Genomic DNA, 13969 nt, shown 5'->3' with positions numbered 1-13969 from the left:
GGACGTCAGTCGTCGCTGGCCTCGCGCAGCAACTCCGGGGGCACGTCCCGCCGATGGCTCAGGCTGGTATCGCCGGTCTCCGGATGGAATACGATCAGTACCTCGCCACGCTCGATCAGCCGCCGCAGGCGTTCTACCCGCTGCTCCAGTGTCGCGTCGTAGCCGTTATCGGTGCCGTCACGGGTGACGAAGTCCTCGAGCATGCGCTGGAATATCTCGGGGTCGAGCAGAGTATGGGGGATCAGCATGATGTCTACTTCCTGATGACTGTGCCGTGGGAGGTCAATGATACACTGCCCCCCTTTGTCGAGATGATGGATTCCGATGATTACCGATCCCCTGTTCTATCTGTGTGCCATTCCCGCGGTGCTGCTGTACGGGATCGCCAAGGGCGGCTTCGGCGGCAATATCGCTATCCTGTCCGTCCCCTTGATGTCCCTGGTCATGCCGCCCCAGCAGGCGGCGGCCATCCTGCTGCCGATCCTCTGCACCATGGACCTGGTCGCGCTGCGGACCTTCCGCGGCCGCTGGAGCGGCCCCAACCTGAAGATCATCATCCCCGCCGCGCTGGTCGGCACCGTGCTCGCCTGGCTCACCTTCCGCTGGATGAGCGACGCCCATATTCGCTTGATGGTTGGCATTATCGCCGTGGTGTTCACCCTGAATATCTGGCTGCGCAAGGGCGAGCCCCCGCCACGCGGGGTCAGTGCCTGGCGCGGGGGATTCTGGGGTGCGGTGGCGGGCTTCACCAGTTTCGGCATCCATGCCGGCGGGCCGCCGATCAATATCTACCTGCTGCCGCAGAAGCTCGATAAGACTGTGTTGATGGGCACCATCGCGGTGTTCTTTGCGGTGGTTAACCTGGCCAAGGTGCCCGCCTATATCCAGCTGGGCCAGTTTGATACCAGCAAGTTGCTGACCGCCCTGGTGCTGCTGCCGCTGGCGCCCATCGGCATTCGCATGGGTTTCTGGCTGCTGCAGCGCAGCAACCAGGAGTTGATCTATCGGCTGTGCTACATCTTCCTGTTCGTCACCGGCTGCAAGCTGCTGTGGGACGGCACCCGGATGCTACTGGCCTGAAACTCAGGCCTGGCCCCTGACCAATTGCCGCAGCAGGAAGCGGTTCGGATGCACCGCCTCGGCCAGCTCCCGGGGCAGGGGCAGGGGCTCATTGTCCGCCCAGGCGGCAATCAGCTCGCCGCTCAGCGGGCAGGTAACCAGACCGCGGGAACCATGGGCGGTATTCACGTACAGATCCTTATGCCAGCGGGGCGGGGTCTCGGGTTGCCGGGAGGCATCCTTGGCGAGCACCGCATAATCCTTCCGGAAAGCGTCAGCTGCCGCCACCGGACCGATCAGCGGTAGGTAATCGGGTGAGGTGCAACGCAGGGCGGCACGGGCCTGCAACTGCGCCGGATCGTGTTGTCTGGCCTGTAGCGCCTCGCCGAGGGCCGGCGACAGCTGGTCGAGGATGTCCAGGTTCGATAGGTTTTCTTCGGTGCTCGGCTGGGTATCCAGCCGATCGAAGCGGAAGCTCGCGCCCAGATGGTGCTCTCCCTCCCGCGCCGGGGAAATGTAGCCTTCGGCGCAAAGCACCGATTTCAGCGTCAGGCTGGCATCGGTGGCGGGCAGATGGGTGATCTGCCCGCGAATGGCTTTCAGCGGCAGATGCTGGGTCTGGCTGAACCGCAAGCTGTCCGCGGCGCTGCAGACGACCGCCACGGCGGCGCTGGCGATGGTCTGGCCGGCATCGTCACGGGCGTGCCAGTGGCCTGCTTCGCGTTCCAGGGTCGCTACGGGGCTGTCGGTCAGCAGGCGGATATTCGGGTGCTGAAGCAGCGCCTGGCAGAAGGTCGGCGGGCTGGCCCAGCCAGCGCCCGGGAAGAACAGGCCGGGCCGCTGCAGCTGGAAGCCCGCCAGGGCACTGGCCTGGTCCGCATCGACGCTGTGCAGGAAGCGCTCCGGGTAACCCTGCTCGCCGAGCTGCCGGTGGCGCGCCGCCTCCTTCTCATCGCAGCTGAGCTGCAGCACACCACAGGGCGACCAGGTGCTCTCACCCTGCATCAGTATCTCGTTCAGCACTCGCAAACTGTAGGCGTAACTGGCCTGCACGAAGCGCGAGAGGGGCGGCTGGTGGGGCGACAACTTGGTATAGAGAATGCCCTGGGGGTTGCCCGAGGCCTCGGCCGCGGGACGATCATGGCGCTCGAGGACGGTCACCTGCCAGCCGCGGCGGGCGAGGGCGAAGGCCGTACTGCAGCCAGCCAGGCCAGCGCCGATGATCACGGCACTGCGCGCCCTTTCGCCAACCGTCGGGCGCTGATACCAGGGCGCCTGCCAGTCCGTCGCCGGCGGCTGCTCCAGCACGCCCGCGAGCATCTCTCGCTTGCGACCGTAACCCTTGACCTTGCCCATAGTGAACCCCGCCGCCTGCAACCCGCGGCGCACCTCGCCCACACTGGTGAAGGTCGCCACCGTAGTGCCCGTATGGGACTGGCGGGCCATCTCGTGGTAGAGCGCAGGTTGCCACATGTCCGGGTTCTTGGCCGGAGCAAAGCCATCGAGAAACCAGGCGTCGACCACGGCGTCCAGCTGGGGCAGGGTATCCAGCAGATCACCCACCAGCAGGGTCAGGGTGACGCGGCCACCGGCGAGGGAGAAGCGCTGCCAGCCGGGGGCAAGGTCACTGTAATGGTCCAGCAACTGCTCAGCCCAGGGCTGCAGTTCGGGCCATAGCGCCAGGGCGCGGCGCAGATCATTCGTGCTCAAGGGATACTTTTCGGTGCTGATGAAATGCAGGCAGGCATCAGCCGGCGCGAGCTGGTCCCACAATTGCCAGCCACAAAGAAAGTTCAGGCCGGTGCCGAATCCGGTTTCGCAGATGCAGAAACGGGCGCCTGGGGGCAGCGCAGCCCAGCGTTGCGGCAGATTGTTATGGTGCAGGAAAACATGTCGCGTTTCCTCCAGCCCTGATTCACGGGAGAAATAGACATCACCGAACTGGGTGGAAAACGGCTGCCCGTCAGCGGACCAGCTCAAATCGGCAAAGGGTGGCGAGGGTTTCACGGTGGCTCCGGCACAAACTGAAGCCGCTGATTGTATCGCGAAAAGCCATCACCCCATATTGGGCAGGATCAACAACAGCCAAGTGGCGAGAAAAACCAGAGCGACGCTGGGCAATTTGCCCTTGAGATCAAATTTCATAGCAACACCTTTTATTTTTTTGGTGCCGGGCTTCCTTGTAGGTTGCCCAGCTGGCTGCGCCGGATAAGGCGACCTGACCAGTGTAAGGAGGCGGCGAGCCTGCCGCAACGTTCTACCGGATTTATATAATTCCATGGTAGATCAGCTCAGACGCACTGTTAGATCAATTGGTTACATATTCATCGCTACCAATTTCGAACGGCTGTCAAAATCCGGAGGCCGCCTATCCATCCGCTCCCGCCGCGCTCTACAATAGCCGCCTTCCCAGTCCCTTCTCCGAGAACACACATGCACGTCGCATCCGGCCGCTGGCTGTACGGATTCCTGTTGGCGTTGACCACCACCACCCTCTGGGGTGTGCTGCCCATCATGCTCAAGGAAGTGCTCAATGGCATGGATGCCTTCACGGTTTCCTGGTACCGGATGCTCTCGTCCGGCCTGGTATTGCTGGCGTGGCTGGGTGTGCGGCGGCGGTTGCCCTCGGTCCGGGCGCTGTCGACGCAGAACCGCGGGCTGCTGTTGGTCGCCGTACTCGGGCTGGCCTGCAACTATGTGTTGTATGTGCTGGCGCTGGATCGCCTGACGCCTGGCACCATGCAGTTGATGATCCAGATCGCGCCGATCATGCTGATGCTGGGCAGTATGCTGGTCTTCCGGGAGCGTTTCGGTATCGGCCAGTTGCTGGGCCTGGTGATCCTGCTGGGTGGCTTCGGTTTGTTTTTCAATCAGCGTCTGGTGGAATTATTTACCCAACTTAGCGACTACACCCTGGGCATCCTGATTACCCTGGCGGCAGCCTTTGCCTGGGCGCTCTATGGGCTTGCGCAAAAGCAGTTGCTGACCATCTGGTCCTCGGTGACCATCATGATGGTCATCTACCTGGCCTGCGCCGTGTTGCTGGCACCGCTGGCGACGCCGAGCCAGATACTACAGCTCAACCAGCTGCAGCTATGGCTGCTGCTGGGTTGCTGCCTCAATACGCTGGTCGCCTACGGCGCCTTTGCCGAGGCCCTGGTGCACTGGGAGGCGTCCCGGGTCGGCGCGACGGTGGCGACCACGCCACTGTTCACCTTCGCCCTGGTGGCCCTGGGCTCGATGCTGTGGCCGGCGGTGATCAAGCCGGAACTGCTGAACAGCCTGGCCTACCTGGGGGCGCTGCTGGTGGTCGCTGGTTCGGCGCTCATCGCGCTGGCCCCCAGCCTGTTGCAGAAGCTGAAGGACCGGCGCCTGCGCCGGTTAACGATCAGTCCGCCCCTGGAGTAGCGGTCCGGGCCGCACCGCAGGACCCGGTGCGCTCGCTGCTCAGGATCTCGGCGCCCAGTCCCCCAGCATCGCCTGGGGCTGGACCGCCTGGTCGAATGCCTCTTCATCCAGGTAGCCCAGCGCCAGCGCCGCCTGGCGTAGCGAAGTGCCTTCTGCGTAGGCCTTCTTGGCAATGTCCGCCGCCTTGTCGTAGCCGATCACCGGATTGAGCGCGGTTACCAGCATGAGGCTGTTGTCCAGATGCTCGCGCATGCGTTGGGCATCGGGCTGCATGCCGACCACGCAATGTTCGCGGAAGCTGTTGCAGCCATCGGTCAGCAGGCGCACCGATTGCAGCAGGGTATGGATGATGACGGGCTTGAAGACGTTCAACTGCAGCTGCCCGTAGCTGGCTGCCATGCCCAGGGTCACGTCGTTGCCCATGACCTGGCAGGCGATCATCGACAGCGCCTCGCACTGCGTCGGGTTGACCTTGCCGGGCATGATCGAACTGCCCGGTTCGTTGGCGGGCAACCGCACCTCGGCCAGGCCGGCGCGCGGGCCGCTGCCGAGCAGGCGCAGGTCGTTGGCCAGCTTCATCAGGGTCACCGCCAATTGCCGGCAGGCACCATGCAGTTGCACCAGGGGTTCGTGGCCGCTCAAGGCGGCAAACTTGTTGGCGGCGCTGGTAAAGGGCAGGCCGCTGAGCGTGGCGACTTCCGCTGCCAGCACACTGGCAAAACGCGGCGGGGTATTCAGGCCGGTGCCGACGGCGGTGCCGCCCTGGGCCAGTGCGTACACCTCCGGCAGCGCCTGTTCCACTGCTCTGATCCCCATATCCAGCTGGGCCACGAAAGCTGAGAGCTCCTGGCCGAAGGTCACCGGGGTCGCATCCATCAGGTGGGTGCGGCCGATCTTGATCAGGTCCGCGTGGCGCTGGGCCTGCTCGTCGAGACTGTCGCGCAGCGCCTGCACCGCGGGCAGCAGCTGTTGGTGGACCTGGGTGGCGGCAGCCACATGCATGGCGCTGGGGAAGGTATCGTTGGAGCTCTGGGAGCGGTTGACGTGGTCGTTCGGGTGCACCGGGGACTTGCCGCCCCGCGGCTGGCCGGCCAGCTCATTGGCACGATTAGCGATCACCTCGTTGATATTCATGTTGCTCTGGGTGCCGCTGCCGGTCTGCCAGACGGACAGGGGGAAGTGATCGTCCAGTTTCCCCGCGATGACCTCATCGGCGGCGCGGCAGATCAGCTCGACCATCGCCGGCTCCAGATTGCCCAGCTGCTGGTTGGTCCGCGCCGCGGCCTTCTTGATCAGCGCCAGGGCATGGACCACGGCCAGCGGAATACGCTCCTCGCCAATCGCGAAGTGTTGCAGGGAGCGCTGGGTCTGGGCTCCCCAGTAGCGATCTGCCGGCACTTCAATGCCGCCCATGCTGTCCGATTCGGTACGCGTATTCATAATGACCCTCATTGCTGATGGATTTCTGACCTGCCAGTATAGGTGCCCATTCACCCACCGGAGTTCCTGCCATGCGTCTGCTACCGGCCTTCATGATTTGCTGCGGGTTCCTGGCCGCCACGGCCCAGGCTGATGAAGGGTCGCACCGGGCTGCGGCCGAACGCTTCCTCAAGCTCGCCAATGCCGAAGGCATGACCGCGCCTGTGTACACCCAGGTCGAGCAGGCGCTGACTGCCCGTTTCGGTCAGGCAGGAGGCTCCCGGCAGTACGAGGCGATCCTCAACGATTACCAGCAGCAAGCGCGCAAGGTACTGGACGCGCAGCTCAGCTGGGAGGCCATCCGTGACGAGCTCATCGAGCTCTATACACCGGTGTTCACCGAGGCGGAATTCAAGCAACTGGCGGCATTCTACAGCTCGCCCGCGGGCAGCAAGCTGATGCAGCATCTGCCGGAGCTGACCCGGGATTCCATGGCCATCACCCGGGAGCGGGTCGAGCAACAGGTCTCGCCGCAGTTGGAGCGGCTGGTGACGGAGATGGAGGCGGAGCTCGAGCAGCAGCAGGCGGGGTTGCGTTAGCCCGGGCGGCCGGTGGCTGACCGGGGCCGAGGACCTCGATACAATGGCGCCATCAACCAAGGAGACAAGCCATGAGCACCACCCAGGCAGCATTGGAACAGGCGTTACAGAGCCTGGCCCCGGTTCATCTGGAACTGGTTAACGAGAGCTATATGCACGCCGTGCCGCCCGGTTCGGAGTCGCATTTCAAGCTGGTGATCGTCAGTGACGAGTTCGAGGGGCTGAACGCGGTAAAGCGCCACCAGGCGGTCTACCGTGCAGTGGGCAACCTGATGCAGCAGATCCATGCGCTGGCCCTGCACACCTATACCCCCGCCGAGTGGCAGGCCAGTGGCCTGGCGCCGACCTCACCCGACTGCCTGGGCGGCGGCCGATAATCTGCCTGCCGGTCGGCCGGCAACTTTGTTAGACTTGCGCCCCCAAAGTGCGCCCTTTACGTGGGCGATTACCGAAAAGAGGAACCGCATGTCCAATATTGTCGTGGTGGCACTGTACAAGTTCGTCACCCTGGAAGATTTCGAAGCCCTGCGTCAGCCCCTGCTGGATACCATGACCGCCAACGGCGTCAAGGGCACACTGTTGCTGGCGCTGGAAGGGATCAATGGCACCGTGGCGGGCAGCCGGGAAGGCACCGCCGCGCTGCTGGACTGGTTGCGCCGCGACCCGCGCCTGAGCGATCTGGACTGGAAGGAGTCCTACTGCGAAGAAATGCCCTTCTACCGCACCAAGGTCAAGCTCAAGAAGGAAATCGTCACCATCGGCATTCCTGGCATCAGCCCCAACGAGAAGGTGGGCACCTATGTTGAGCCGAAGGACTGGAATGACCTGATCAGCGACCCGGAAGTGCTGCTGATCGACACCCGTAATGACTATGAGGTGTCGATCGGTACCTTCGAAGGGGCCATCGACCCGCAGACCAAGTCCTTCCGTGAATTCCCCGAGTACGTGCGCCAGCAGTTCGATCCGCAGAAGCACAAGAAGGTCGCGATGTTCTGCACGGGCGGCATCCGCTGCGAGAAGGCGTCCAGCTTCATGCTCAAGGAAGGTTTCGATGAGGTGTACCACCTCAAGGGCGGCATTCTCAAATACTTCGAGGAAGTGCCGGCCGAGCAGAGCAAGTGGAACGGCGAGTGCTTCGTGTTCGATAACCGCGTTACCGTACGCCATGACCTGGCACCGGGCTCCTTCGACCAGTGCCACGCCTGTCGCCATCCGGTGTCGGCCGAAGACATGGCCTCGCCGCAGTACGAAGAAGGCATCAGCTGCCCGCACTGCTATGCTAGCCTGCCGGAGAAAACCCGGCGCCGCGCCGAGGAGCGCCAGCGGCAGATCCAACTGGCCAAGGTGCGCAACCAGCCGCACCCCATCGGTCTGCCGCAGGAACTGGCAACGCCCAACGCCAAATAATCCAACCTGAACAAGGCGGACCCATGTCCCAGCGCCTGATCTATGTGATGGACCCCATGTGTTCCTGGTGCTGGGGTTTCGCCCCGGTTGTCGACGCCATCGGGCAGGCCTTCCCCGGCTTGCCGCTGCACCTGGTCGCCGGTGGCCTGCGCCCCGGGGTCACCGACCCGCTGCAGGACAGCACCCGGCGGGCCTTGGCCGAGCACTGGTCGGCCGTCGGCGAAGTCAGCGGACAACCGTTGTTGACCCCGGATGCGTTACCGGCCGGCTTCATCTACAACACCGAGCCGGCTTGCCGGGCATTGGTGGTCGCCCGGCAGCTGGACGCGGCGCGGGCCTGGCCGCTGGTCAGGCTGGTGCAGGAGGCGTTCTACACCCAGGCGATGGACGTGACCCAGGGGTCTGCATTGCTCAATCTGGCGGAGCGCGTGGGCTTTGCCCGGGAGGCATTCCAGGCGGCCTTCGTCAGCGCAGCTGCCCATGCCGAGGTGGCGGGCGACTTTGCCTGGGCTGGGGGGCTGGGGATCAGCGGTTTTCCAACCTTGCTGGCCGAGCGTAACGGTATGCTGGCGCTGCTTTGCAATGGCTATCAGCCGGTTGACCGGGTAGTTTCCTTGCTGGCCCGTTGGGTGGCGGCGGGGGAGACGACCGGGGGCGCGGAGAGCGCCTGAACGAAAAAAAGCCCCGCCGTGCCGGGTGGCAGGGCGGGGCTTTTCTGCGGCGCCGATCAGTGACGCGGGTCGAGCAGGGCCGGCCGGGCCTTTTCTTCCGGAGCCTGGAACAGCAGGTAGAGCTGGGTCAGCACATCGGGGATATGGTCGAGCATGTCCTGGACCATTTCCTCATCCTTGGCAATCTCGGCGAATTCCGGCTGGTCCTCGAACAGGCCGGAACCGACCATGATCGGCAGCAGCAGCTCGCTGACGGTTTCCTCATCCTGGGCGAACCAGTCTTCCTCGCGGAGGAACACGCCTTCCAGGAAGCCCACGCACCAGCTGCGCAGATCGGACAGGTCAGGTTCGTCACCCAGCGTCAGCTCACACGGCGGCTCCAGGTCTTCATCGCTGGCCAGGATACGTTCGATCAACGCCTTGAGCTCACGCAGGGTGTTTTCGATATCGGTCTTCTGGGCGTCGTCGGTGTACTTCGGCTCTTCGGCAAAGAGCTCGAACATCCATTCCTGTTCGGGCACCTCAACCGGGCTGATGGACAGGGCGGTCAGATAACCATGCCCGGCAAGGTAATCGAGAGCTTCATCGTGCAGATCGTCAGCATCGAGAAACTGCTGCAGGCGCTCGAGTTGGTCGGCGAAGGACATGGCACACCTCATCATGGATAATGGTCAGCATTGTACGCACGTGGCCGGATATTTGCCAAAGCATTGGCAATACTCGAAGCTCACCACGGCGAATCTCACCCGGGCTGATATAATCGGCCGTTTCCAGGCCGATAGCGGCCGCCCGACTGCAATCATGCAAGGAGAATCATGCGCGAGCAAGCCTTACAGCGGCTGCGGGACATTTTCGGCTACGGCGAATTTCGTGGGCAGCAGGCTGACATCATTGATCAGGTGGCGACGGGCGGAGACGCGCTGGTCCTGATGCCCACCGGCGGCGGCAAGTCGCTGTGTTACCAGATTCCGGGGCTGCTGCGCGACGGTCTCACGGTGGTGGTGTCGCCACTGATCGCGCTGATGGATGACCAGGTCGCCACACTCAATGAATTGGGCCTGCGTGCCGCGGCACTGAACTCCACCCTGGATGAGGCGGGCCGCCGCGACATCGCCGAGCGGCTGCGCCAGGGCGAGCTGGATTTTCTCTACCTGGCACCGGAGCGCCTGCTCCAGCCGCGCACCCTGCATTTTCTGCAGAACCTCGAGATCGCCCTGTTCGCCATCGACGAGGCGCACTGCGTGTCCCAGTGGGGGCATGACTTCCGTCCGGAATACCTGCAAATGGGTCAGCTGGCGGAACTGTTCCCGGGCGCGCCGCGCATGGCGCTCACGGCCACCGCGGATGAGCGCACCCGGGAGGAAATCGCCCAGCGGCTGCGACTGGAGCAGGCGCGTCGTTTCGTTTCCGGCTTCGATCGGCCGAATATCTTCTACCGCATCGTGCCCAAGGACCGCCCGCGTCAGCAGCTGCAGGAGTTCCTCAAGGGCCAGCGCGGCAATGCCGGCATCGTCTACTGCCTGTCGCGAAAGAAGGTCGAGGACACCGCCCAATGGCTCAGCGACCAGGGTTGGCCGGCGTTGCCCTACCACGCCGGGCTGTCCGCGGAACTGCGGGCCAGCAACCAGAAGCGCTTCCTCAACGAAGAGGGGCTGATCATGGTGGCGACCATCGCCTTCGGCATGGGGATCGATAAATCCAATGTGCGCTTCGTCGCCCACCTGGACCTGCCCAAGAGCATTGAGGCCTACTACCAGGAAACCGGTCGCGCCGGTCGTGATGGCCTGCCGGCGGATGCCTGGATGGCCTACGGCCTGCAGGACGTACTCATGCTCAACCAGATCATGGCCAATTCCGAGGGCGACGAACGGCACAAGCGTATTGAGCGGCACAAGCTCGATGCCATGCTCGCGCTATGCGAGATCACGACCTGTCGACGCCAGTCGCTGCTGGGCTACTTCGGCGACATCCTCGAGGAGCCCTGTGGCAATTGCGACAACTGCCAGGAGCCCGTGGCGACCTGGGACGGCAGTGAAGCCGCGCGCATGGCACTATCGACCATCTATCGCAGCGGCCAGCGCTATGGCGTGGGGCACCTGGTGGATATCCTGCTCGGCCGGGACAACGAGAAGATCCGCACTGCTGGTCACCAGCACCTGTCCACCTACGGTATCGGCAAGAAGCTGAGCGAGCAGGATTGGCGTTCGGTATTCCGCCAGTTGATTGCCCGCGGCCTGGCGGAAATCGATCTCGATGGCTTCGGCAGCCTGCGCCTGTCGGACAGTTGCCGCCCGCTGCTCCGCGGCGAGGAGTCCCTGGCCCTGCGCAAGGACGTGTCCCGCTCCACATCCATTCCCGGACGGTCGAGCGACAAGCCGGTGATTGCCGAGGCGGACAAGGCGCTGTGGGAAAACCTGCGCGCGCTGCGCAAGCGCCTGGCCGAAGCCCACGGCGTACCGCCCTATGTGGTATTCGCCGACTCGACGCTGGTGGACATGTTGCGGCAGCGGCCCACCACCCTGCAGGACATGGCGCTGGTCAGCGGTATCGGGGCACACAAGCTGGAGCGCTACGGCGCGGATTTCCTGCAGGTACTGCTGGATGACGGCGACAGCCCATCGCCAGCGCCGGTCCACCAGGCCCATGAAGTCCAGGCCCTGGCCCAGGCGGGCATGGAAGCGCAGCAGATCGCCCGGCAGACCGGTCTGCCGATCCGCCAGGTATACCAGAAGCTGGCCCAGGCGATCAGTACCGGCCAGATCGAACTGCATCAGGCCATTGACCTGCCGCCAGGCCAGCTGGAACGCGTCCAGGACCTGTTTCTCAACGAAGCGGAAGAAGACCTGCCCGGCGTACGCACCGTAGCGCAGGAGCTGGATGAACCGGTGGAAGAGGGCGTGTTGCAGTGCATTCGCGCCGCGCTGGTGCTGGAGATCAGCGGCTGACCGGAAGGGGCCGTCCGGAAATATAACGGATGTGCCGAGCAACTGAACGGACTGGACGGGCGGGCTGGCCTACAGGGACGTATTCACGGCGTGTCGGCACAAACCTGTAGGCCAGCCTGTCCTCGCACGCACCCAGCAAATGGGCCATCCCCCAGATAAACAGCGTTGCCGTAGCGGCTAGAACGTCTGCCCCAAATTCATATACAGCGCCCGCTCGCCCTGTTCGTTGGCACCCACGCCGAAGAATAGTGGGCCGAGGAAGGTGTCCATGCCCAGCAACAGGCTGCCGGCGCCCATATAGCCCGTGTCCAGCGCCTCGTCACCCTTGTTGTAGACCCGGCCATACTCCAGGGTGCCGCCCAGGTAGATGGGCATGGTCAGGGGCGTGCTGCCGGGATTGAGCTGGCGATAATAGACCACCCGCGCCAGGTTGTAGTTCTGCCCGGCGACGCCATTTTCGCGGAAGCCGGAGAACTCGCCGAGGCCGCCGAGCAGGAAGCTGCTCTGGGCCACGTCGACGTCACTGTCGGTGCGCCCGAGGGAGGCGCCGATCTGGAAGCTGTTGGCCCCGAAGGCAAAGGCCTTGTTGGCCCGTATTTCCAGTTGCTGGTAGCGTTCATCGGCGCCCAGATCCGGTTCGGAGTGGCGCCAGAGGATGCGCGCCGCATCGCCGGCGCGGGGGAAGTTGACGTTATCCAGGGTGTCGCGATCAACCTGCAGGGAATAGAAGGCTTCGTCGAAATCGAGGGTGGGCTGCTCGGGGTCGCCCACGCGGATCTCGGATTCGCCCCAGTACCGCGACAGCCCAAACCGCACCTCACCGTTGTTGGCGATCTGCCGGCCGAAATTGATACCCGTCCCATAGCGCTGCTGGCGATAGTCGGCGACCGGGTCGTTGTCCATGATGACCTCGACGTTACGGGCTTCGGCATCGATGAAGGGCGCCAGGAAATAACGGGAACCGTAGTCCAGCGGTTGGTAGAACTCGCTGTACAGCTGCTGGTGTTCCCCCAGTTGCAGGCGGGTCAGCCACTCGGCGCCCAGCGGGTTGACGCCATTGACCCGGAAGCTGGCGCCGATGGTGAACTGGCTGCCACCCTCGAAATCGTCCACCAGGTTCAGTCCCAGGCGCAGGTAATCGGTGCCGGTTTCCCGCCCGCTGGTGCGGATCAGCAGGGTGTTGCGGTCGCCTTCGTGGAGAATCTCGTAATTCACCTGGCTGAAGTAGTCGGTGCCGTAGATGGTGCCCATGTCCTTGGCCAGGTGGCTGGGATTCAGCGGTTCCCCAAGCTCCTGGCGGACCATGCTGCGCACCACCTGGTCGGCCACCTTGCCGCTGTTGATCACCTGGATGTCATGGATGATCGGTTGGCGGTGGGGGCGGTTGCTGGCCAGGTTGCCGCCCGGCTGTTGCAGGCTGGCCGGACGGGCGAAAGCATGCAGGGCCGGAGATTGCAGCAGACTCTCGGCGCCGGCGGCGATGGCCGCATCTGCCTCGGCGAAGCTGCTGAAGGCGATACTGCCCAGTTCGGGCTGCAGCAGCATATCCGCGTCGGTCAGGGTAGCCAGCTGTTCCTGGGTGTTGTTACGGGTCAGCAGGGTGGTGGTCTGGTCCATGATGTCGAGGATGGTGGTCATCTCCTCGGCGGGTTTCAGCGGGGTGGCGATGTCCACCACGATGACCCGGTCCACGCCCATTTCCCGCGCCACGTCCACCGGCAGGTTCTTCGATAGCACGCCGTCCACCAGCATGCGACCGTCGACCATTACCGGAGCAAAAAAGCCGGGCAGGCCGATACTGGCGCGGATAGCCTGGGGCAGGTGGCCGCTCTTGAAGACCACGGCATCGCCGGTGGCGATATCGGTGGCTACCGCGCGGAAGGGAATCGGCAGTCGGTCGAAGTCGTCGATATCGTTGGTATGCACCAGCAGGCTTTCCAATATCAGCCCGAGGTTCTGGCCCTGCAGGATACCGAGGGGGAAGCTGAGCTTGCCATCCTTGAAGCTCAGTCGTTGCTTGACCAGAAAGTCCCTATCGTCCTGCTTGCGCCGGTAGGGGATGTCCTCGCGCTGGGGCGAGTCGCTCAGCGCGGCGGGCCAGTCGGTTTCCAGCGCAATCTGCTTCAGCTCATCGGCGCTGTAGCCGGCGGCGTAGAGGCCGCCGATGACTGCCCCCATGCTGGTGCCGGCGATGGCATGAATTGGGATATTCAGCTCCTCGATCTGCTTGAGCACACCAATGTGCGCCAGGCCGCGGGCGCCGCCGCCGGACAGTACCAGACCGGTACGGATGCCGTCGGCGGAGGGGGCGGGCTGGGCCAGGGACAGCGCCGGCAGCAGCACCAGCAGGAACAGGACAATGGATCTGAACATGGCGAAGCCTGAATGTTGAGCAAGGAGGAGCGAATCGACGACACATTGTATACGACATGGCGGCGGTTTTGCCCTGCCGGCAGCCAGC

General features: G+C 63.9%; 12 protein-coding genes. 7 read left to right on the top strand and 5 right to left on the bottom strand.

The annotated features are described in order from the left end of the window. Positions 1–5: 5 nt before the first annotated feature. The gene (locus VG99_RS02585) at positions 6–248 is read right to left on the bottom strand and encodes a YheU family protein (protein ID WP_044498187.1); all 243 of its coding nucleotides are present in this window, start codon (positions 246–248) and stop codon (positions 6–8) included. Positions 249–324: 76 nt separating this feature from the next. Between VG99_RS02585 and VG99_RS02580 the strand changes: the two genes are divergently transcribed. Then, positions 325–1080 (top strand): sulfite exporter TauE/SafE family protein, encoded by a 756-nt coding sequence (locus VG99_RS02580; protein ID WP_044498186.1) that lies wholly within the window; start codon positions 325–327, stop codon positions 1078–1080. A gap of 3 nt (positions 1081–1083) precedes the next feature. Here VG99_RS02580 and mnmC read toward each other — a convergent pair whose 3' ends face one another. Beyond that, positions 1084–3066 (bottom strand): bifunctional tRNA (5-methylaminomethyl-2-thiouridine)(34)-methyltransferase MnmC2/FAD-dependent 5-carboxymethylaminomethyl-2-thiouridine(34) oxidoreductase MnmC1, encoded by a 1983-nt coding sequence (gene mnmC, locus VG99_RS02575; RefSeq protein ID WP_044498185.1) that lies wholly within the window; start codon positions 3064–3066, stop codon positions 1084–1086. Between the two features lie 426 nt (positions 3067–3492). On the opposite strand from mnmC, the gene VG99_RS02570 reads away from it, so the two are divergent. Continuing rightward, entirely contained in the window at positions 3493–4467 is a 975-nt protein-coding gene (locus VG99_RS02570) for a DMT family transporter (protein WP_044498184.1), read from the top strand. Positions 4468–4506: 39 nt separating this feature from the next. On the opposite strand, the gene fumC is transcribed toward VG99_RS02570, so the two are convergent. Further along, complete coding sequence (gene fumC, locus VG99_RS02565; protein ID WP_044498183.1) at positions 4507–5907, bottom strand: class II fumarate hydratase; 1401 nt, start codon at positions 5905–5907, stop codon at positions 4507–4509. 71 nt (positions 5908–5978) lie between these two features. Between fumC and VG99_RS02560 the strand changes: the two genes are divergently transcribed. The 4 genes from VG99_RS02560 to VG99_RS02545 all read left to right on the top strand — a co-directional run bounded on the left by VG99_RS02560 (position 5979) and on the right by VG99_RS02545 (position 8563). Then, positions 5979–6485: a DUF2059 domain-containing protein gene (locus VG99_RS02560; RefSeq protein WP_044498182.1), complete on the top strand. Its 507-nt coding sequence runs from the start codon at positions 5979–5981 to the stop codon at positions 6483–6485. A gap of 71 nt (positions 6486–6556) precedes the next feature. Next, the gene (locus VG99_RS02555) at positions 6557–6862 is read left to right on the top strand and encodes a BolA family protein (RefSeq protein WP_044498181.1); all 306 of its coding nucleotides are present in this window, start codon (positions 6557–6559) and stop codon (positions 6860–6862) included. A gap of 88 nt (positions 6863–6950) precedes the next feature. Further along, positions 6951–7892, top strand: coding sequence for an oxygen-dependent tRNA uridine(34) hydroxylase TrhO (gene trhO / locus VG99_RS02550; RefSeq protein ID WP_044498180.1), 942 nt, complete (start codon positions 6951–6953; stop codon positions 7890–7892). Between the two features lie 23 nt (positions 7893–7915). Then, the gene (locus tag VG99_RS02545; protein WP_044498179.1) at positions 7916–8563 is read left to right on the top strand and encodes a DsbA family protein; all 648 of its coding nucleotides are present in this window, start codon (positions 7916–7918) and stop codon (positions 8561–8563) included. Positions 8564–8619: 56 nt separating this feature from the next. On the opposite strand, the gene VG99_RS02540 is transcribed toward VG99_RS02545, so the two are convergent. Next, positions 8620–9210 carry a UPF0149 family protein gene (locus VG99_RS02540; RefSeq protein ID WP_044498178.1) on the bottom strand — a complete coding sequence of 197 codons (591 nt, stop codon included), beginning with the start codon at positions 9208–9210 and terminating at the stop codon, positions 8620–8622. A gap of 168 nt (positions 9211–9378) precedes the next feature. Here VG99_RS02540 and recQ point away from each other — a divergent pair, with 168 nt between their 5' ends. Further along, entirely contained in the window at positions 9379–11508 is a 2130-nt protein-coding gene (recQ, locus tag VG99_RS02535) for a DNA helicase RecQ (RefSeq protein WP_044498177.1), read from the top strand. Positions 11509–11685: 177 nt separating this feature from the next. Here the strand turns inward: recQ and VG99_RS02530 are convergent, their stop codons facing one another. After that, complete coding sequence (locus tag VG99_RS02530) at positions 11686–13881, bottom strand: patatin-like phospholipase family protein (RefSeq protein WP_044498176.1); 2196 nt, start codon at positions 13879–13881, stop codon at positions 11686–11688. Positions 13882–13969: the final 88 nt, after the last annotated feature.

The organism is Pseudomonas saudimassiliensis (assembly GCF_000939975.1).
In the GTDB taxonomy this organism is placed as follows: domain Bacteria; phylum Pseudomonadota; class Gammaproteobacteria; order Pseudomonadales; family Pseudomonadaceae; genus Halopseudomonas; species Halopseudomonas saudimassiliensis.
This window is presented reverse-complemented; position numbering and strand designations above follow the sequence as displayed.